Here is an 18,674-nt window from a genome sequence, read left to right on the forward strand (position 1 = left end):
TCGCGATGACGCGATGAGGCGTGAGCGACGGGAATCTTGAACAGCGCCCTCCCCGGGGCCACATCATCGGCCGGCCGTCCTTTGCGGCCGTGAAAGGACCGCGATGCCTGCTCAACCCGTCATCTACACCGCCCTGCCGCAGGGGGACACGTCCGGCGTGCTCGCCGGGCGGATCGGCGCCTGGCTGGTCGACTTCGTCGTGATCGGCATCCTGTGGGCGATCTTCGCCGTGGCGCTCGTGATCCTGGGTTTCCTCACCTTCGGGCTGAGCTGGATGCTTCTCGCGCCCCTGTGGCCGATCGTGGCCGTGATCTACAGCGGCGTCACCGTGTCCGGTCCAGCGCGCGGCACCATCGGGCAACGCATGTTCGGCGTCGAATTGCGCACCACCTCGGGCCAGACCGCGCCGTTCATCGTGGCCGCCGTGCACGCGGTGTTCTTCTACGTCAGCATCTCGACGCTGACTCCGTTCGTGCTCCTCTTCGGTCTCGTGCGGGCGGACAGGCGCATGCTGCACGACCTGCTGTCGGGCCTGATCGCGGTCCGCCGCGGAACCTAGGCCAGGGCGAATGGGCCGGCGCATGATTCCTTCGTTCGAGGTGGGCAGACTTTCCATGCGTCGGGGCATCCCTTATGGGATGTGCCTACCGTCGCGCTTCAGCTTGAGGCTGCCCGGCCGGATGTTATCCTGAGCCCCGATCGGCGCTGGGCGTCCCACGACGCCGGCGCTCCTCACCAAGGAACCGCGGGTTGACGACGCAGTCACGTGACCAGCCGCAGTTCTACCTCACGGCTCCGACCGCCTGCCCGTACCTGCGCGGGCGGCTGGAGCGGAAGGTGTTCACGCACCTGATCGGCAAGAGGGCGCCGGAGCTCAACGACGTGCTGACCCACGGCGGCTTCCGACGCTCACAGACGATCGCCTACCGACCCGCGTGCGACGGCTGTCGCGCCTGCATTTCCGTGCGCGTCGTGGTGGACGACTTCAAGCCGTCGCGCAACATGCGCCGCGTGACGGACGCGAACGCCAACCTCATCGGCGAGATGCGCGACAACACGCCGACATCCGAGCAGTACTCGCTGTTCCGCCACTATCTCGACTCGCGCCACGCCTCAGGCGGCATGGCCGACATGACCGCGCTCGACTTCGCCATGATGGTCGAGGACTCCCACGTCGAGACCAAGGTGATCGAGTATCGCCGCCGCGGGCCCGACACGGCCATCAACGGCCGTGGCGTGGGTCCGCTGCTGGCCTGCGCTCTCACGGACGTGCTCGGGGACGGGCTCTCGATGGTCTACTCGTTCTTCGACCCGGACGAGGGCGAGCGCAGCCTCGGCACCTTCATGATCCTGGACCACATCGAGCGCGCGCGCCGGATGGGGCTGCCCTATGTGTACCTGGGCTACTGGGTCGAGGGCTCCCAGAAGATGGCCTACAAGGCGCGCTTCACCCCCCAGGAGCGGCTGATGCCGCACGGGTGGCAGCGGGTGGAGTGAGGAAGGAGCCTAAGCTCCGAAGATCGTACCTGCCTTCTTCAGGCGATCGACCTCAGCCCATTCTTCTTGACCACAGACAAAAGGCGCAACGCTGGCCCACCCGGTTTTTTGACGCCACGCTCCCAGTCCGAGACCAAGTTCTTGGACACGTTCAGATAGCGGGCGAACACCGGCTGCGAAACCTGCTCGCGCTCGCGGAGAGCTCTGATCTCTTCGGGTGGAAGCGGCTCGGCCGTTGCGATGCATGACGCATCGAATTGACACATGGTCTGTTTGTCGACGAGGCCTGCGTCGTGAAATCCCTCGACCATTTCGTGAACCGCGGCGGCGATTTCACTCCGATATGTCTTGCTGCTAGCCTTGCTCATCTCGTCTCACCTCGATCAGCGTTCCGGCTTTGACCAGTCTGTCGATCTGATCCTGAGTGAACCCCAGGACCAGCTTCGCTGCTTTCCGGAGATCCGCCGCATCGTCATGGTCGATGTTATCTCGATCGCTCTTGGCGAAACCAAACGCGAAAACGGCCCGCTCTGCTGCCCTGAAGAACAGCAAGGTGCGATACCCGCCGGATTTTCCTGCGCCCGGCCTTGCGACCCGCTGCTTAATCAAGCCGCCGCCCAAGTCGGCGTCGATCAAGCCCTGCGCAGCTCGATCGACAGCTTCACAAAGTTCGGCGTCTCCGATTTTCTCGCGACGAGCAAACCGCTGAAACCACTTGTTCTTGTAAATCCTCACGGAGCGAAACCAATGCTGAAAATATCACACTATGTGTAACTCACAAATGTCCTCTTTCACGCTTCGCTTGCGCTTCAGGGTGATGGGGGCGGCGCTCAGCAATTGACCGCGCCCCTTTGTCCGGCCTCGCTTCGCTCGGCCGTCGTCACCATTGACGAGCACGTGATCACCCCCCGAACTTGTTGTTCTTCGGGAAGCCCTTCGGCGGCAGCCGTCCCGCCTCGGCGCGGTTGCCCAGCCATTCGGCGAGTTCGGCCTGCGCCACCGTCCAGGTGCGGCCGGACGTGTCGAGCCAGGTGAGGCCGTCCGCCAGGGTGAAGACCTTGGCGTCGGAGACGCCGCCGTCCTTGTAGCGCTGGAGGCGCACGCCCTTGCCGCGCGCCATCTCGGGGGCCTGAGCGATCGGGAACACCAGGAGCTTGCGGTTCTCGCCGATGATGGCGACGTGGTCGCCCTCGGCCGGGACGGCGAAGGCGACCTTGTGCCCCGCGTCCACGTTCAGCACCTGCTTGCCTTTCTTGGTGTTGGCGACGACGTCGTCGGAGGCGGCCACGAAGCCCCTCCCCTCCGTGGTGCAGAACAGCAGCTTGCCGCCGGGCTTGTGCTGCCAGACCTGGATGATCTCCGCGCCCTCGTCGATATCGGCCAGCAGGCGGATGGGATCCCCGAAGCCGCGGCCGCCGGGCAGCTTGGCGGCGTCCAGCGTGAACACCTTGCCGTTATCGGCCAGCACCAGGACCTTCGCGGTGGTCTCGGAGAAGAACGAGGTCAGCAGGGCGTCGTCGCCCTTGAACTGCACGTTCGACAGGTCCTGCACGTTCCCCTTCAGGGCGCGGATCCAGCCTTTCTGGCTCACCACCACGGTCAGCGGCTCGCGCTCCACCATGGCGTCGGTGAAGTCGACGTTCGAGACGTCCGGCGCGTCCGCGAAGGTGGTGCGGCGCTTGCCGATCGGAGTCTCGGGGCCGAACTTCTTGCGGACCTCGCGGATTTCCCAGGAGATCGTCTTCCACTGAGTGGCCTCAGAGCCCAGCAGGCTCTCGATCTGGCCCTTCTCGTCCTGCAAGGAGGCGAGCTCGCGCTTCAGCTCCATCTCCTCCAGCTTGCGCAGGGAGCGCAGGCGGGTGTTGAGGATCGCCTCGGCCTGGTTGTCCGTGAGCTCGAAGACGCGCATGAGCTCGGCCTTGGGCTCGTCCTCCTCGCGGATGATTTTGATTACCCGGTCGAGGTCGAGATAGACGATCAGCATGCCCTGGAGGATCTCCAGGCGCTTCTCGATGTGGGCCAGCCGGTGGCGCGATCGGCGCAGCAGCACGTCGCGGCGGTGGTCCAGCCACTCGCGCAGCGCTTCCGTGAGGCCCAGCACCTTGGGCACGAGCCCGCCGGACAGCACGTTCATGTTCATGCCGATGCGGTTCTCGAGCTCCGACAGGCGGAACAGCGACTCCATCATCATCGAGGGATCGACCGTGCGGGCGCGCGGCTCGATGACGATGCGCACGTCCTCGGCCGACTCGTCGCGGATGTCGCCGACCAGCGGCAGCTTCTTCTCGGTGATGAGCTCGGCGAGCTTCTCGATGAGCCGGCCCTTGGAGACGAGATAGGGCACCTCGGTCACCACCGCGACCCAGGTTCCGCGGCCGGTGTCCTCCTTCTCCCAGCGGGCGCGCAGGCGGAAGGAGCCCCGGCCCGTGCGGTAGGTCTCGACGATGCTGTGGCGGGGCTCGACCAGGATTCCCCCGGTGGGGAAATCGGGGCCCGGCACGAAGGTGAGCAACTGCTCGGACGTCGCCTTGGGATGGCTGATCAGGTAGAGCGCGGCGTCACAGAGCTCGGCCACGTTGTGGGGCGGGATGGACGTCGCCATGCCGACCGCGATGCCCTGCGAGCCGTTGCCCAGCAGGTTCGGGAAGGCGGCCGGGAGGACGATCGGCTCCTCCTCCTCGCCGTTGTAGGTGTCGCGGAAGTCGACAGCGTCCTCGTCGATGCCGTCCAGCAGCAGGCGCGCGACCTCGGTGAGGCGGGCTTCCGTGTACCGGTAGGCGGCGGCGCCGTCGCCGTCGATGTTGCCGAAGTTGCCCTGTCCGTCGACCAGCGGGTAGCGCTGAGCGAAGTCCTGCGCGAGGCGCACCAGGGCGTCATAGACCGCCTGGTCGCCATGCGGGTGGAACTTACCGATGACGTCGCCGACAATGCGGGCGCATTTCTTGAACGCCGTGCCCGGGTCGAGCCGCAGCAGGCGCATGGCGTGGAGGATGCGCCGGTGCACCGGCTTGAGGCCGTCGCGGGCGTCCGGCAGGGCGCGGTGCATGATGGTGGAGAGCGCATAGGCGAGGTAGCGCTCTTCCAGCGCCTCGCGAAGATCGATGCTCTCAACGCCTTCGCCTTGCGGCGGCTCGACCGGCTTGCCCATCGCGATCCTCGGCGGTCCGTTCGGGAGTGGCTCAAAACGGGGCGGACCAATGGGAACGCTTAGCGAACGAGCCGCCGCGCCGCAACCCGCGGCGGCCCGGCGCCGTGGTTTTCCCCAAGGCGGAGCTCAGCCGCGCAGCGGCGCGCCCTCCCCTTGAGGGGGAGGGTGGCGCTGAAGCGCTCAGCGCTGCGCGGCGGCCAGCAGCGCCGCCAGGAAGGCGGCGCGGACCTCCGGCGCGGGAACGCCGCGCGGCTCGTAGACGTGGCGGTTGAGGAAGTGGCCGGTGAGCCGGAAGGCGGCGGCCAACTGGTCCGGGCCGGGCAGCTGGCGGCCCTGCCCTTCGTGGAGGAAGGCGGGGAGCGGCAAGAGCTTGTCGCGCCAGGGCCCGCCGGCCTCAGCCGAGACGGCTCGGCCGGTTTTCGGGGACACGTAGGCGAGGTTGTCGCGGACGCCCGTCGCGGCGCATTGGGCGAGGTCCAGGCCGAAGCCGAGCTCCTGCAGGATGGCGAGTTCGAACCGCACCACCAGTGGGCCGGCGAGCGCCGGGTCGTCGAGGGCGTTCACGATCACCTCCAGCCCCTCGTAGAGGCCGGGATGCGGGTCGCGCTCGGGAAGGAGCCGGACGAGCGCGCCGAGAACGCCCAGGCCGTAGAGGGCGGCCGGCGAGCCCATGAGCCGCGCGGCGCGCTGGGCGGTCGGCTCGACCTGGAAGGAGCCGAGGTGCTCGTCCAGCCGCGCGCGCCAGGCGACCGCCACCGAATTGCCGGCCTGCAGCACCGGCTGCATGCGCGCCGAGCGCCCACCCCGGACGAGTCCGAGATGGCGCCCGTGTTCGCGCGTCATCAACTCGAGCAGGGCCGCGCCCTCCCCGTGTCGCTTCACGCCGATGACGATGCCCTCGTCGCGCCATTCCATGGCGCGGGTTTAGCACAGGCGCGGGAACGTCGCTTGGCCATGGCGCCGCGTCCGCACCGCCGTCATCCCCGGCGCGCCGGAGGCGCGGAAAGGGGATCCAGGGCAGCGTCTGATCCGAGTCGACTGCTCATGGCGCCCAGTCCCCTGGATCCCCTTTCCGGCCTGCTTCGCAGGCCGCCGGGGATGACGGAGAACAATCCGGCGGGTTGGCGCTTCTCCAGCGAGGACCTGGGGTCACCCGCGCGGGAACTCGAGGCCCATCTCGCGGTAGCGCTCGGGGTCGTCGGCCCAGTTCTCGCGCACCTTCACGAAGAGGAAGAGGTGCACCTTGGTCTCGGCCGCCTCGGCGATCTCCTTGCGGGCCATCTCGCCGATCGCCTTGATGGTGGCGCCGCCCTTGCCGAGCACGATCTTCCGCTGGCTCTCGCGGGCCACGAAGATGGTCTGCTCGACGCGGGCGGAGCCGTCCTTCATCACCTTCCACTGGTCGGTCTCGACCGTGGACTGGTAGGGCAGCTCGTCGTGCAGGCGCTCGAACAGCTTCTCGCGGGTGATCTCGGCGGCGAGGATGCGCAGCGGCGCGTCGGAGACCTGGTCCTCCGGGTAGAGCCAGGGTCCGGGCTTCATCATGGCGGCGAAGGACTGGCGCACCTTGTCGACGCCGTCCCCGGTGAGCGCGGAGATCATGAAAGTCTCGCGGAAGGGGTGACGGGCGTTGATGTCCTGCGCGAGGGCCAGGAGGCGGCTCCGGTCGATCGTGTCGATCTTGTTGAGGATCAGGACCTTGGGGCGCTTCAGCTCGCCCAGCTTCTCAAGGATCGCCTCCACCTCCTCGTCCACGCCCTTGCGGGCGTCGACCAGCAGGGCGACCAGGTCGGCGTCGCCGGCGCCGCCCCAGGCCGAGGTCACCATGGCGCGGTCGAGGCGGCGCTTGGGGGCGAAGATGCCGGGGGTGTCGACCACGATGATCTGGGACGCGCCCTCGAGCGCGATGCCGCGGACGACCGAGCGCGTCGTCTGCACCTTGCGGGAGACGATGGAGACCTTGGCGCCCACCAGGGCGTTGATCAGCGTCGACTTGCCGGCGTTGGGCGCGCCGATGAGGGCCACGAAGCCGCAGCGCGTGGGCTCGGGAAGGGCGCCGTCCTCCGGCGGGAGGGCTTCGGGGGCGTCGGTCATGGTCTCAGTCCTTCAGCACGCCTTCGCGGCGCAGGAACGCCTCTGCGGCCGACTGCTCGGCGATGCGCTTGGAGGGGCCCTCCCCTTCGCATTCGCGGAAGCCGTCCACCCGCGCGGCGATGCGGAACATCGGCGCATGATCGGGGCCGGAGCGGTCGCGCTCCTCGTAGGTGGGGATCGGCCGGGCCTGGGCCAGGGCCCATTCCTGCAGCATGGTCTTGGGGTCGCGCTTGGCGCGGCCGGGCTCGCTCATCTTGGGGCCGAAGTCGCGCTCGACCAGGGCGCGGGCCGGCTCGAACCCGCCGTCGAGGTAGACTGCGGCGATCACGGCTTCGCAGACGTCGCCCAGGATGGCGTCCTTCTTGCGCAGGCCCGACTGGATCTCGCCCGGCCCCAGGCGGATGTAGGGCCCCACGTCCCAGCCCTTGGCGACCTCCGCGCAGGTCTCCTTGCGCACGAGATGGCCAAGGCGGCGCGAGAGCTCGCCCTCGCTGGCCTTGGGGAAGGCCTCGAACAGCATCTGCGCGACGACCAGGCCGAGCACGCGGTCGCCCAGGAACTCGAGGCGCTGGTAGTGCGGGCCGTTGGAGGGCGTGCCACGCAGAGCGCTGATATGGGTCAGCGCGCGCTCCAGGTGGGAGCGGTCCGAAAAGCTGTGCCCGAGCGTCTCCTCGAGGGCGGAGAGATCCGGCTTGGGGCGGCGCGCGGCCATCAGGTCAGTGCACGGGCTTGAACAGGCGGTTCCAGCGCACCGTCCAGGGCCACTCCCAGATCTTCCAGGCGGCGCCGTCTTCCGAAACCGAGAAGAAGATCACCTCGGCGCGGCCGATGAGGTTCTCGAAGGGCACGTAGCCGACGCCCTGCGAGGTCATGTCGCGGCTGTCCAGCGAGTTGTCGCGGTTGTCGCCCATCATGAAGAAGTGGCCGGCGGGCACCTGGTAGACCGGCGTGTTGCGGCCGAGCTTGTTGCCGTAGATGTCCAGCTCCTGGATGACGTAGCTGACGCCGTTCGGCAGGGTCTCGCGGTAGAAGGTGGCGCGGTCGCGGTAGCCGGCGCCGGCGGAGACGTCCTGCTTGCCGACGACCTCCTTCTTCATGGGCTGGCCATTGATGTTCAGGATGCCGTCGATCATCTGGATGCGGTCGCCCGGCAGGCCGATGACGCGCTTGATGTAGTCGGTCGAGTTGTCCCGCGGCAGCTTGAAGACGACGATGTCGCCGCGCTGCGGCTCGGCGGCCCAGATGCGCCCGTTGAACAGCGGCGGGCTGAACGGGAACGAGTACTTCGAATACCCGTAGCTGTACTTGGAGACGAACAGGTAGTCGCCGATCAGCAGCGTCGGAATGAGCGAGCCCGACGGGATGTTGAACGGCTGAAACAGGAAGGTGCGCACGACGAGGGCGATCAGGAGCGCCTGGACGACGACCTTGATCGTCTCGAGGACGCCGCCTTCCTCGGTGGTGGTGCTGGTCTTGGCCACGCGGGTGGGCTCCGTCATCTTACGTCCTCATAGCCGCTCGCCGGCTGCTCGATCGCCGCGAGCCGCCCCCGGGGCCGCTCGCGAGCGGTATAGACCTCGCCACGAACGGAGGCAACGCAAGCGGACAGCGGCTCCGGTCACCGCGGAGCGGCGCCCTGCTCGCGGCCAGGGCCGGCGTTGGTCGGGAAGAAGCGCTGGGTGGGCTGGCGCGGGGCCACCGGGACGCCCTGCGGCGCGGCGACGCCGATCTGGCCGCCGCCGGCGGGAACGCCAGGCGTGTAGAGGCCGCCAGTGCCGTCGCCCTTGTTCACCACGCCGCGGCGCGGCTGCTGCTGCCCCTGCGACACCTTGGCGTCGGGCTGGGCCGGCTTGAGCGGGTCGACCTTGTCCGGATCCACCGGGTCCGGGATGACTTCCTTGCCGCCTTTGCAGCTGGTCAGCCAGACATCGTAGATCGGGTGCTCGATGCCGTGCAGGCCGGGGCTCGACGCGAAGACCCAGCCACCGAAGATGCGGCGGTACTCGTTGTTGAAGGTCACCTCGTCCACCTCGATGAAGGAGGTGGTGTTCTGCGGCTCGGTGGGCGGCCGCGTGTAGCAGACGCGAGGCGTGATCTGGAGCGCGCCGAACTGGACCGTCTCGTCCACCTGGGCCTCGAAGGAGATGATCCGGCCGGTGATCTTGTCCAGCCCGGCGAAGATCGCCGTCGGGTTCTTGATCTTGTCGGCGTGGGCGGGCGCGGACAGGAACGCGAGCGCGCAGGCGCCGCTTGCGAGGGCCAGCCGAAGGCCGCCCCGGCGGCCCCGGGCGGAGCCTTTGACGATCGTGGTTGAAGCCATGAACTCGCGCGGGTTGTCGCGCCGCGATTCGTCACCGCGGTCGCCGTCGGGCGGGCTGCTTAACATGCGAAAGTGGGCGGAGAAAGGGCGGCGCGGCCGGCGCCGCCTCAGCCATAGGATTTCTCCTCCACCAGCGCCGAGCCGGCGCGCAGGTTGATCTCGCGCTTCAGGGCGGCGCGGCGGTCGTTGGTCACGTAGACCATCCGGGCAAGGCGGACGAATTCGGGGCCGAAGTCGCCTCTCGCCTCGCAGGCGCGCAGGGCGTCCTCCACATCCCAGAGAGTCGCATTCACCTGTTGCAGGGCCTCCTCCAGGGGCGCGAAATCGGCGTCGTTCAAGGCCAGGGAGGCGCGAGCGGCTTCCAGCGCGGCGCGCTCCGCCGCCACATTGGCGCGCTTGGCCGGCGACCTCATGCGCGTCGCCTTGAGGGCCAGGATGCTGAGGCGATCGACGAGGTCGCCCACGCTGGTGGGCGCCAGCGGCGGCGCGCTCTCGGCGACGGCGCCTGCGAGGTCCGGCGCGCCCAAGTCCCTTGCGGCGCGGGCCACGGCCGCCGACCAGGGCTCGCCCACCCGCCGCCTCCGCAGGCGAACCGAGGGGTACCAGACGGTTTCCTCCTGCCGGTCCAGCCAGCGCCAGTCGGCCTCCGGGGCCAGGACGAGATCCGCCGGGCGGCCGAGAGCGCCCGCGAGGTGAACCACGGCGGTGTCCACGGTCACTGTGCGTTCGAGCAGGAACAGCACGGCGGCGGCGTCCAGGAACGCGTCCGGGCCGGCGTCGAAGTCGGGCCCGAGATGGAGGATGCGGTCACGGAAGGGACACGCGTTCAGTTCCTCCGGGGTTGCGTCTTTTTGCAGGCAGACAAGGCGCACGCCCGGCAGATCCGCCAGAGGCGCGAAGTCGGCCAGGGCGGCGGAGCGCGCCGCGTCGCCCGGCGCAGCCGGGTTGCCCCGCCACTGGATGCCGACCAGGCGCCCCTCCCCCAGGCGTTCGCTCCAGGCCGCAAGCCGCGCGGGATCGGGGGAGATGTAGGATCTGCGGGCCGGGTAGCCCGAAGGCGGCATCCGCAGCGCGTGCGGCAGATCCAGGAGGTTCGTCCAACCGTCCACGGCGCGCACGGCGCCAGAGGCGGCCTCCAACAGCGTCATTCGGCAGGGAACCGAACGGAGCAGGGCGTGCAGGCGCGCCGGCGCGGCCAGGGTGATCTCGACGCCCCGCTCCGCCAGGGCAGGCAGGAAGCGCACGAACTGGATGGTGTCGCCGAGCCCCTGTTCGCAGAGCACCAGCAGCCGCCTGGGAGCAGGCCCGCCCGTCCAGCACGGCAAGTCGCGGGGCCTGCCCTCCGCGTCCCGCCCGGTGACGCGGGGCGGATCCGGCATCAGGCGAAACCGCGCGGCGTGGTAGGCCGGCCAGGCCTCGTCCCAGCGTTCGGCGCAGAACAGGGCCCGGGCCAGCCGCGCCGCCGCGTGCAGGTTGCCAGGCTCCAGGCCCAGCGCGACGCGGTAGAGCCCGATCGCTCCGGCGAAGCGGCGCTGGGACTGCTCGTAGTCGGCCAGCCGGAGCAGCGCGTCGACGTGCTGCGGCTCGGCCCGGTTCAGTGCGCGGGGCGTGGTCTTCGCGGCGAGGGAGGAAACAGCCATGACGAGGTCCGGAGCGAATCGCGCTTCGGATCCTATCGCATGACAATTGTTATTTCTCGGCTTGCATAACCTCGATGGCGGGTTCGCAGCGCACGGCGCAACTGACCGAGTTGGCGATGAAGCAGAAGCGGTGGGCCTGCTCGTGCAGCGACACGGCCAGAGCCGGGTCGCCCGACTGGATGGAGACGCGCGGCCGGAGGATGACATGGGTGAAGCGGCCGCCCTCCGGGCCCTCCTCCATCACGCCCTCCGCGTCGTCCTCGTAGGCCCTCACCACCACGCCGGACACGGCGGCGAGATGGAGATACCAGAGCATGTGGCAGGCCGAGAGGGAGGCGACGAAGAGGTCCTCGGGATTGTGCCGCGCGGCGTCGCCGCGGAAGGCCGGGTCCGAGGAGCCCAGGACCTCGGGCTTGCCCTCGGCCTTGATCACGTGGTCGCGGCCATAGGAGCGGTAATCCACCGTCCCGTGGCCCAGGTCTCCCGTCCAGACAGTGGTCGTGCGGTAGCGGTGCTCGCGCATGGCGTCTTCCTGCTGGCCCCCGCCCCAACGAAAACGCCGCCCCGAGGGGCGGCGTTCAAACTCAGGCTTTTTCGCCGGTCTCGATCTGGCGTCCCTGCGGCGCGCCCCCGGGGACCCAGGCCTCGTAGTCGCCCGTCGCGGCCGGGCGATGGGCGGCGCCCAGGATCGAGCCCTGGGGGCGATAGGCGAAGGGCGTGCCCGTCATGTTGGGCATGTGGGGCTTCTCCCACTCCTTCGGCCTGTAGCTGACGGGCGGCTCCGCCTGCGTGTTGCGCAGCCAGCCGACCCAGCCGGCCGGAACCAGCGTCGCCTCGGTCTTGCCGTTGTAAACCACCCAGCGGCGGCACACGCCGATGGTGGGGTCCACCTTGCCGCCGGCCGTCTGGTAATAAACGTTGCCGAACTCGTCCTCGCCCACCCGCTCGCCGAAGCGCCAGGTGTAGAAGCGCGTGCCGAGCGTCTGGCCGCTCCACCAGGTCAGGGCTTGCAGGAGAAAGGTCTTCATCGACATCGGCGGGCCTCTGCGCAGGGCCTGAGGTGCGGGCCGCAGCCGGCCCGGGCGTGTGGGCGCGGACTATACGAAGGCGGGGCCTTCTGTCCAGCCCGCCGAACGTCACGCGCCGCGGGCGGAGCCCGACGGACCGGCCCGCAGAGGCGCGGCTCGCGCCCTCAGGCGCTGAGAGCCATGGGCCGTTGAGGGCGGCGGCCGGCCTTGGATGCGATCAACCCGTTGTCGCTGCCGTACCGCTCCACCAGCGACTGAAGGGCCACGATCTGCTCTCGCAGGGCTGTCGCGCTGGCCGCCCCCTCCTCCGCGACCCGCGTGTTCCGGTGCGTCATGGCGTCGAGGTCACGCATGGTCTGCGAGATCGCGCCGATGCCCTGGGCCTGCTCCTGGGCGCTTCGGACAAATCCCGCCACGGTCCCCAGGACGTCCTCTCCGGCTTCCACGAGAAGCGCCAGGGCCTCGCCGACCTGGCGCACCAACTCACCTCCTTGCGCGACCTCTTCGGCGGAGCTCGAGAGCAGGTCGGAGATATGTTTCGAGGCTTCCGTCGAGCGCTGGGCCAGGGTGCGAACTTCCGCGGCGACCACGGCGAAGCCCTTACCCGCCTCCCCGGCCCGCGCCGCCTCCACGGAGGCGTTCAGCGCCAGCAGGTTCGTCTGGAAGGCGATGCCGTTGATGACGCTGGTGATGTCCGAGATCTTGCTGCTGTTGCCTTCGATCCGCTCCATGGCGGCCTGGGCCAGAGCCGCCACTTCGCCGCCCCGCCGGGCGGACGAGGCGGCCCTTTCCGCCTTTTCCGCCGCCTGGTTGCAGGCGCGAGCCGATGCGTCCACGGACTGGGCGATGCGGGCCGCCATCTCGGTCGTCTGGGCGATCTGGGCGGCCTGCTGCTCCGACTGTCGGGAGAGATCGGCGGCCCCGGCCGCGATCTCGGAAGCCGACATCTCCGCTTTGGCGGTGGCGTCGCGCACGCGCGTCAGGGTGGCCGCGAGCGAGTCGGCCATCATGTTGAGGCCATGTTGCAGTTCGGAGAACACGCCCTCCCGGGCGCCCTCGACGCGGGCGCCCAGGTCGCCCGCCTCGATCGCCCTCAGGACCGCCAGCACGTCGCGGAACTGCTCCGTGAGCTGCGTCAGCAGGGCGTTCAGGCCGTCGCGGAGCTCGCGCATCTCCGGGTCAGAGAAATCGCGCTCGATCATGGCGTCGAAACGGCCGCGGCACGCCGCCTCGACCGCCAGGCCGAAGGCCGCCTTCAACTCCTGCATCATATGCGCCTTCGTGGCGCGGGCGCTCTCGCTCATCTCCTCCCGGGCGCGTTCCGACGCGACCAGGGCGACCGCTTTCTCCCGGAACACGGCGAGAGCGGCGGCCATCGCGCCGATCTCGTCCTGGCGGCCCTGCATGTCGACATCGGCGGAGTGATCGCCCGCGGCGAGCTTGCGCGTGACCTGGGCGAGTTGCGCCAAAGGCCCCGTCTGCCAGGCCACGATCACGTAGAGCGCGCCGAGCACGGAGAGCACCACTCCGCCGGCCGTGACCGCCGCCACGACCACGTCGGCGCGCAGCCGGGCCTCGGACCGCAAGGTGGAGTGGCGAACGGCGCCGTATCCGACGATCTTGCTCCGGTCCATGTCGTCGAGGAGCGCGAACAGGGTGAGGTTGGAATGGTCGCCCGGGATCGTGATCTTCCGTTCCGGGTATTTGGCCAGGACGGCTTCGGGCTTCCCCCCGATCTGAGTGGCCAGGGCCTTTTCGGAAATGGGCTCCGCCCCCGGCCGCTGGATCTTCATGGCCATGTACCGCGCGGACTCCCCGATCAGGCCCGCTTCGAAGTCGGCGTCGAGCTGGGCGGCCTTGAGAAGCGATTCCATCGCCGTGAGGTTGCTCACCAACACGGCGTTGGCGGCCGCCTCGGCCAGGATCTGGACCGTCGCCTGAACCTTGGCCTCTTCCGACTGCGCGATGGCGCTCTGCTGCTTCACGAACAGAAACAGAAGCGCGCCCAGCAGGAGCAGGGTGAGGACGGGAGCCAGGATGACAATGATCCTGAATTTCAGCGACCGGAAGCTCATAAGCGGACCTTCACCCCAATGCACGCGGGAGGCGTCGCTTGAATTCATCCATGCCAATAGTTGATTTTTGATATCCAACATGGTGTTTTCTAAAACTGCCATCAGAGGTTGTGTTCGCTTGCATGCTTCGTGGGAGATCGCGTCAGGTCTCCGCAAACGCGCAGCGGCCGATTCGGCGCTCGATCCGATTCGCTGACGCCAGGCGTTGGAGCGATTCTGCGGGACTGCGAGGCCTTGCCTCAGTTTCGCCGCATATGTGGCGCCTGCGGCCGAATTCGAGCCGAGAGTCAAGCGCCGCCGCGAGCATGCGGGGCATTCGTCCACGGCCCCGGCGGGCGGCAGGGCTGAGAACTGCGGGGAAAACCCCTGCGCGGGCCGAAAAATCCAAGCCGAATCCGATGGTTACCGGAACCGTTGCATCCAGCACACTGTTCACATGTCATCACAATATGTAGCGCCCGGCAGTGGGCGCCCACACTAGTTCTTGACGTTATGCCGGACCCGCCACTAGGTTCATGACCGTGCCGCACGGGCTTGCGGCGGCCCTCGCTTGAAGGGCCCTCGGCCCCGGGCGCGCGGCCTCTCCGAGGCGGGGTCAAACCCCGGGGAGACCGGCGCAAGCGACGCGCCAGGGCGCAGGTCCGGACAACAGATCCGGCCGCGGCCGACAGGGAACGTAAAACAGATTGTGTGGGCGGAGCCGGGACAACCACCGGCTCGGGGGCGAATTGCGCTCCCTTACAGGGGATGACGATGCGGATCGAACGTCGCTATACGAAGACCGGACAGTCGCCTTACGCGGACATCCCGTTCCGCTCGGCCACCAGCGAGATCCGCAATCCGGACGGCTCGGTCGTGTTCCGGCTCGAAGGCATCGAGGTTCCCGAGCAGTGGAGCCAGGTGGCCGCCGACGTCCTCGCCCAGAAGTACTTCCGCAAGGCCGGCGTGCCCGCGCGCCTGAAGAAGGTGGAGGAGAACGACGTCCCCTCCTGGCTGTGGCGCTCCGTTTCCGACGACAAGGCCGTCGCGCAGCTGCCCGAAGGCGAGCGCACGGGCTCCGAGATGTCGGCCAAGCAGGTGTTCGACCGCCTCGCCGGCTGCTGGACCTACTGGGGCTGGAAGGGCGGGTATTTCTCCTCCGAGGAGGACGCCCAGGCCTTCTATGACGAGCACCGCTACATGCTCGCCATGCAGATGGTGGCGCCGAACTCGCCGCAGTGGTTCAACACCGGCCTCCATTGGGCCTACGGCATCGACGGCCCGAGCCAGGGCCACTTCTATGTCGACTACAAGACCGGCAAGCTGACGCGCTCGAAGACCGCCTACGAGCACCCCCAGCCGCACGCCTGCTTCATCCAGTCCGTGGCCGACGACCTCGTCAACGAGGGCGGCATCATGGACCTGTGGGTGCGCGAGGCGCGCCTGTTCAAGTACGGCTCCGGCACGGGCTCCAACTTCTCGGCGCTGCGCGGCGAGGGCGAGAAGCTCGCCGGCGGCGGCCGCTCCTCCGGCCTGATGTCCTTCCTGAAGATCGGCGACCGCGCGGCGGGGGCGATCAAGTCGGGCGGCACCACGCGCCGCGCCGCCAAGATGGTGGTGGTGGACGCCGACCACCCGGACATCGAGGCCTATATCGACTGGAAGGTGAAGGAGGAGCAGAAGGTCGCCGCCCTCGTCACCGGCTCCAAGATCGTCCAGAAGCACCTCAAGGCCATCATGAAGGCCTGCGTGAACTGCGACGGGCCCGGCGACAGCTGCTACGACCCGGAGAAGAACCCGGCCCTGAAGCGCGAGATCAAGCTCGCGCGCCGCTCCAGCGTGCCGGACAACTATATCAAGCGGGTGATGCAGTTCGCCCGCCAGGGCTACACGGACATCCAGTTCGACACCTACGACACCGACTGGGATTCGGAGGCCTACCTCACGGTCTCGGGCCAGAACTCCAACAACTCCGTACGTGTCACGGACGAGTTCCTGACCGCGGTGGAGACGGACGGCGACTGGCAGCTCACCGCCCGCATCACCGGCAAGCCCACCAAGGTGCTGAAGGCCCGCGACCTGTGGGAGAAGATCGGCTACGCCGCCTGGGCGTCCGCCGACCCCGGCATCCAGTTCCACACCACGGTGAACGACTGGCACACCTGCCCGGCGTCCGGGCCGATCCGCGCCTCGAACCCGTGCTCCGAGTACATGTTCCTGGACGACACGGCCTGCAACCTGGCGTCCGCCAACCTGCTGCAGTTCCGCAAGGCGGACGGCTCCTTCGACATCGAGAGCTACGAGCACGCGGTGCGGCTGTGGACGATCGTGCTCGAGATCTCGGTCACGATGGCGCAGTTCCCGTCCAAGGAGATCGCGCAGCTCTCCTACGAGTTCCGCACGCTGGGCCTGGGCTACGCCAACATCGGCGGCCTGCTGATGACGTCGGGCATCCCGTATGACTCGGCCGAGGGCCGCGCCATCTGCGGCGCGCTGACCGCGATCATGACGGGCGTGGCCTACAAGACCTCGGCCGAGATGGCGGCCGAGCTCGGCGCCTTCCCGCGCTACGCGGCCAACGCGGAGCACATGCTGCGCGTCATCCGCAACCACCGCCGCGCCGCCCATGGCGAGACCGGCGGCTACGAGGGCCTGCGCATCCCGCCGGTGCCGCTCGACCACGCCTCCTGCCCGGACGGCCGGCTCGTGCACCACGCCCGCAAGGCCTGGGACGACGCGCTCGAGCTCGGCGAGAAGCACGGCTACCGCAACGCCCAGGCGACCGTGATCGCGCCCACCGGCACGATCGGCCTCGTCATGGACTGCGACACCACCGGCATCGAGCCCGACTTCGCCCTGGTGAAGTTCAAGAAGCTCGCCGGCGGCGGCTACTTCAAGATCATCAACCAGGCGGTGCCGGCGGCGCTGCGCACGCTGGGCTACGGCGAGGCGCACATCGCCGAGATCGAGGCCTATGCGGTGGGCCACGGCTCCCTGGCCCAGGCGCCGGGCGTGAACCACACCACGCTGCGGTCCAAGGGCTTCACGGAGGACAAGATCGCGGCTGTGGAGAAGAACCTGGCGTCGGCCTTCGACATCAAGTTCGTGTTCAACAAGTGGACGCTCGGGGAGGACTTCCTCACCGGGACCCTGAAGGTCCCGGCGGAGAAGTTGGCGGATCCCTCCTTCGAGCTCCTCGCTTACCTCGGCTTCGGCAAGGCCGAGATCGAGGCGGCGAACATCCATGTCTGCGGGGCGATGACGCTGGAGGGCGCGCCTCACCTGAAGAAGGAGCACTACCCGGTCTTCGACTGCGCCAACCCCTGCGGGCGCATCGGCAAGCGCTACCTCTCGGTGGAGAGCCACATCCGCATGATGGCGGCGGCGCAGCCCTTCATCTCGGGCGCGATCTCCAAGACCATCAACATGCCCAACGACGCCACCGTCGAGGACTGCAAGAACGCCTACATGCTGTCCTGGCGCCTGGCGCTGAAGGCCAACGCGCTCTACCGCGACGGCTCCAAGCTCTCCCAGCCGCTGAACTCCCAGCTCATCGCCGACGAGGACGAGGAGGAGGAGGTCGAGGCGCTGGTGGCCCAGCCGGCGGCGGCGCGCGCGGCGACGATTTCAGAGAAGATCGTGGAGCGCGTGGTGGAGCGCATCGAGCGGATGCGCGAGCGCGAGAAGCTGCCCGACCGGCGCAAGGGCTACACCCAGAAGGCCATCGTGGGCGGCCACAAGGTCTACCTGCGCACCGGCGAGTACGAGGACGGGCGCCTCGGCGAGATCTTCATCGACATGCACAAGGAAGGCGCCGCCTTCCGCAGCCTGATGAACAATTTCGCGATCGCGATCTCGCTGGGCCTCCAGTACGGCGTGCCGCTGGAGGAGTATGTGGACGCCTTCACGTTCACCCGCTTCGAGCCGGCCGGCTTCGTGCAGGGCAACGACGCCATCAAGAACGCGACGTCGCTGCTCGACTACGTGTTCCGCGAGCTCGCCATCTCGTATCTCGGCCGCAACGACCTCGCCCATGTGGCGCCCGAGGCGACCGTGTTCGACGCCCTCGGCAAGGGCGACGAGGAGGGCAAGGCGCCCACCAACCCGGCGACCCGCGTGGTGTCCAAGGGCCTGGTGCGCGGCAAGGCCACGAGCTTCCTGGCCATCGCGGGCGGCGCGGGCGAGCGCCCGACCACGGCGGCCGGCGGCTCCGCCGCCACCGCCTACGCCACCCAGGGCGCGACCGCGCTCAAGCAGGAGGTGGAGGACGAGGTGGAGCGCGTGATCGACGAGGGCGGCCTCGGCAACCTCGCCTTCGCGCCCCCCGCCCCCCGCGACGCCGGCGCCGACCGGCGCACGGAAGCCCTGATGAAGGGCTACCAGGGCGACGCCTGCGGCGAGTGCGGAAACTTCACGCTCGTGCGGAATGGCACGTGTTTGAAGTGCAATACGTGCGGGAGCACGACGGGGTGTAGCTGAGGGAGGGGTAGTCAACCGCCTCTTGTTTGTGAGAGACATGTATCCGCAGCACAATTGTGCTGCGGGTCATTTTACTTTTATGATCGGTCCTAGAGAAAATATCAGGTCCAATATCGAATGCAGAATCAAGACGTTCCAAATCAAAATGAGTAACGCAAGTGCGTTAACGCCCGCTTCTGATGTTGGCGACCCGCTTGTTATTGGCTTAATTAGAACGACGAGAAGGGCCACAACAAACAGGTAGATCAGCGCATAAGACGCCCCCTTCACGCCGGAGCGTGTTTTGATAAAACCCTGACGCTCAAGCTTTTCCTCTATACTGTTCAGGGCGAATACAATTTGAGAAACAGTAGCCATTGTCACTGAAACTATTATTCCCAACACACCCAAGAGTTCATGAGACACTATTGTCTT

16 protein-coding genes are annotated in these 18,674 nt (G+C 68.2%); 3 read left to right on the forward strand and 13 right to left on the reverse strand.

Annotated elements, in window-relative coordinates; all coding sequences use genetic code 11:
* Positions 1 to 103: 103 nt before the first annotated feature.
* Both SLNSH_RS20005 and SLNSH_RS20010 read left to right on the forward strand, forming a co-directional pair.
* Positions 104 to 559, forward strand: coding sequence for an RDD family protein (locus SLNSH_RS20005; RefSeq protein WP_106339258.1), 456 nt, complete (start codon positions 104 to 106; stop codon positions 557 to 559).
* 191 nt (positions 560 to 750) lie between these two features.
* Positions 751 to 1,497: an arginyltransferase gene (locus SLNSH_RS20010; RefSeq protein WP_106339260.1), complete on the forward strand. Its 747-nt coding sequence runs from the start codon at positions 751 to 753 to the stop codon at positions 1,495 to 1,497.
* Positions 1,498 to 1,535: 38 nt separating this feature from the next.
* Here SLNSH_RS20010 and SLNSH_RS20015 read toward each other — a convergent pair whose 3' ends face one another.
* From SLNSH_RS20015 to SLNSH_RS20070, 12 genes are all read right to left on the reverse strand, one after another.
* The gene (locus SLNSH_RS20015; RefSeq protein ID WP_106339262.1) at positions 1,536 to 1,865 is read right to left on the reverse strand and encodes a helix-turn-helix domain-containing protein; all 330 of its coding nucleotides are present in this window, start codon (positions 1,863 to 1,865) and stop codon (positions 1,536 to 1,538) included.
* Positions 1,852 to 2,232 carry a type II toxin-antitoxin system RelE/ParE family toxin gene (locus SLNSH_RS20020; RefSeq protein WP_106339264.1) on the reverse strand — a complete coding sequence of 127 codons (381 nt, stop codon included), beginning with the start codon at positions 2,230 to 2,232 and terminating at the stop codon, positions 1,852 to 1,854. The genes SLNSH_RS20015 and SLNSH_RS20020 overlap by 14 nt, the downstream gene beginning before the upstream one ends.
* A gap of 166 nt (positions 2,233 to 2,398) precedes the next feature.
* Entirely contained in the window at positions 2,399 to 4,645 is a 2,247-nt protein-coding gene (parC, locus tag SLNSH_RS20025; protein ID WP_106339266.1) for a DNA topoisomerase IV subunit A, read from the reverse strand.
* Positions 4,646 to 4,825: 180 nt separating this feature from the next.
* A complete protein-coding gene (gene recO / locus SLNSH_RS20030; protein ID WP_106339268.1) occupies positions 4,826 to 5,560 on the reverse strand; it encodes a DNA repair protein RecO in 735 nt (244 codons plus the stop codon).
* Positions 5,561 to 5,794: 234 nt separating this feature from the next.
* Positions 5,795 to 6,739, reverse strand: a complete 945-nt coding sequence (gene era / locus SLNSH_RS20035; protein WP_106339270.1) for a GTPase Era — start codon at positions 6,737 to 6,739, stop codon at positions 5,795 to 5,797.
* A 4-nt stretch (positions 6,740 to 6,743) separates the two neighbouring features.
* On the reverse strand, positions 6,744 to 7,451 hold the full coding sequence (gene rnc, locus SLNSH_RS20040; RefSeq protein ID WP_106339272.1) for a ribonuclease III: 708 nt from the start codon (positions 7,449 to 7,451) through the stop codon (positions 6,744 to 6,746).
* 4 nt (positions 7,452 to 7,455) lie between these two features.
* On the reverse strand, positions 7,456 to 8,238 hold the full coding sequence (lepB, locus tag SLNSH_RS20045; RefSeq protein WP_106339274.1) for a signal peptidase I: 783 nt from the start codon (positions 8,236 to 8,238) through the stop codon (positions 7,456 to 7,458).
* Between the two features lie 119 nt (positions 8,239 to 8,357).
* The gene (locus tag SLNSH_RS20050) at positions 8,358 to 9,059 is read right to left on the reverse strand and encodes a DUF2155 domain-containing protein (protein WP_106339305.1); all 702 of its coding nucleotides are present in this window, start codon (positions 9,057 to 9,059) and stop codon (positions 8,358 to 8,360) included.
* Between the two features lie 107 nt (positions 9,060 to 9,166).
* Complete coding sequence (locus SLNSH_RS25425; RefSeq protein ID WP_106339276.1) at positions 9,167 to 10,699, reverse strand: DUF4254 domain-containing protein; 1,533 nt, start codon at positions 10,697 to 10,699, stop codon at positions 9,167 to 9,169.
* Positions 10,700 to 10,748: 49 nt separating this feature from the next.
* Positions 10,749 to 11,222: an OsmC family protein gene (locus tag SLNSH_RS20060; RefSeq protein WP_106339278.1), complete on the reverse strand. Its 474-nt coding sequence runs from the start codon at positions 11,220 to 11,222 to the stop codon at positions 10,749 to 10,751.
* 61 nt (positions 11,223 to 11,283) lie between these two features.
* Positions 11,284 to 11,727 carry an NADH:ubiquinone oxidoreductase subunit NDUFA12 gene (locus tag SLNSH_RS20065; RefSeq protein WP_106339307.1) on the reverse strand — a complete coding sequence of 148 codons (444 nt, stop codon included), beginning with the start codon at positions 11,725 to 11,727 and terminating at the stop codon, positions 11,284 to 11,286.
* Positions 11,728 to 11,891: 164 nt separating this feature from the next.
* On the reverse strand, positions 11,892 to 13,802 hold the full coding sequence (locus SLNSH_RS20070) for a methyl-accepting chemotaxis protein (RefSeq protein WP_146140320.1): 1,911 nt from the start codon (positions 13,800 to 13,802) through the stop codon (positions 11,892 to 11,894).
* A 753-nt stretch (positions 13,803 to 14,555) separates the two neighbouring features.
* Between SLNSH_RS20070 and SLNSH_RS20075 the strand changes: the two genes are divergently transcribed.
* Positions 14,556 to 18,260: a vitamin B12-dependent ribonucleotide reductase gene (locus tag SLNSH_RS20075; protein WP_106339309.1), complete on the forward strand. Its 3,705-nt coding sequence runs from the start codon at positions 14,556 to 14,558 to the stop codon at positions 18,258 to 18,260.
* A 66-nt stretch (positions 18,261 to 18,326) separates the two neighbouring features.
* On the opposite strand, the gene SLNSH_RS24665 is transcribed toward SLNSH_RS20075, so the two are convergent.
* On the reverse strand, positions 18,327 to 18,665 hold the full coding sequence (locus SLNSH_RS24665) for a hypothetical protein (protein ID WP_210202547.1): 339 nt from the start codon (positions 18,663 to 18,665) through the stop codon (positions 18,327 to 18,329).
* Positions 18,666 to 18,674: the final 9 nt, after the last annotated feature.

Origin of the sequence: Alsobacter soli, from assembly GCF_003004785.1 — a bacterium.
In the GTDB taxonomy this organism is placed as follows: Bacteria; Pseudomonadota; Alphaproteobacteria; order Rhizobiales; family Beijerinckiaceae; genus Alsobacter; species Alsobacter soli.

What these genes read in the sequence shown, in the direction of transcription:
- SLNSH_RS20015 (WP_106339262.1), bottom strand. Translation starts at nt 1,865, where the DNA reads ATGAGCAAGGCTAGCAGCAAGACATATCGGAGTGAAATCGCCGCCGCG.
- era (WP_106339270.1), bottom strand. Translation starts at nt 6,739, where the DNA reads ATGACCGACGCCCCCGAAGCCCTCCCGCCGGAGGACGGCGCCCTTCCC.
- SLNSH_RS20005 (WP_106339258.1), top strand. Translation starts at nt 104, where the DNA reads ATGCCTGCTCAACCCGTCATCTACACCGCCCTGCCGCAGGGGGACACG.
- recO (WP_106339268.1), bottom strand. Translation starts at nt 5,560, where the DNA reads ATGGAATGGCGCGACGAGGGCATCGTCATCGGCGTGAAGCGACACGGG.
- SLNSH_RS20050 (WP_106339305.1), bottom strand. Translation starts at nt 9,059, where the DNA reads ATGGCTTCAACCACGATCGTCAAAGGCTCCGCCCGGGGCCGCCGGGGC.
- SLNSH_RS20075 (WP_106339309.1), top strand. Translation starts at nt 14,556, where the DNA reads ATGCGGATCGAACGTCGCTATACGAAGACCGGACAGTCGCCTTACGCG.
- rnc (WP_106339272.1), bottom strand. Translation starts at nt 7,451, where the DNA reads ATGGCCGCGCGCCGCCCCAAGCCGGATCTCTCCGCCCTCGAGGAGACG.
- lepB (WP_106339274.1), bottom strand. Translation starts at nt 8,238, where the DNA reads ATGACGGAGCCCACCCGCGTGGCCAAGACCAGCACCACCACCGAGGAA.
- SLNSH_RS20060 (WP_106339278.1), bottom strand. Translation starts at nt 11,222, where the DNA reads ATGCGCGAGCACCGCTACCGCACGACCACTGTCTGGACGGGAGACCTG.
- parC (WP_106339266.1), bottom strand. Translation starts at nt 4,645, where the DNA reads ATGGGCAAGCCGGTCGAGCCGCCGCAAGGCGAAGGCGTTGAGAGCATC.
- SLNSH_RS20070 (WP_146140320.1), bottom strand. Translation starts at nt 13,802, where the DNA reads ATGAGCTTCCGGTCGCTGAAATTCAGGATCATTGTCATCCTGGCTCCC.
- SLNSH_RS20065 (WP_106339307.1), bottom strand. Translation starts at nt 11,727, where the DNA reads ATGAAGACCTTTCTCCTGCAAGCCCTGACCTGGTGGAGCGGCCAGACG.
- SLNSH_RS25425 (WP_106339276.1), bottom strand. Translation starts at nt 10,699, where the DNA reads ATGGCTGTTTCCTCCCTCGCCGCGAAGACCACGCCCCGCGCACTGAAC.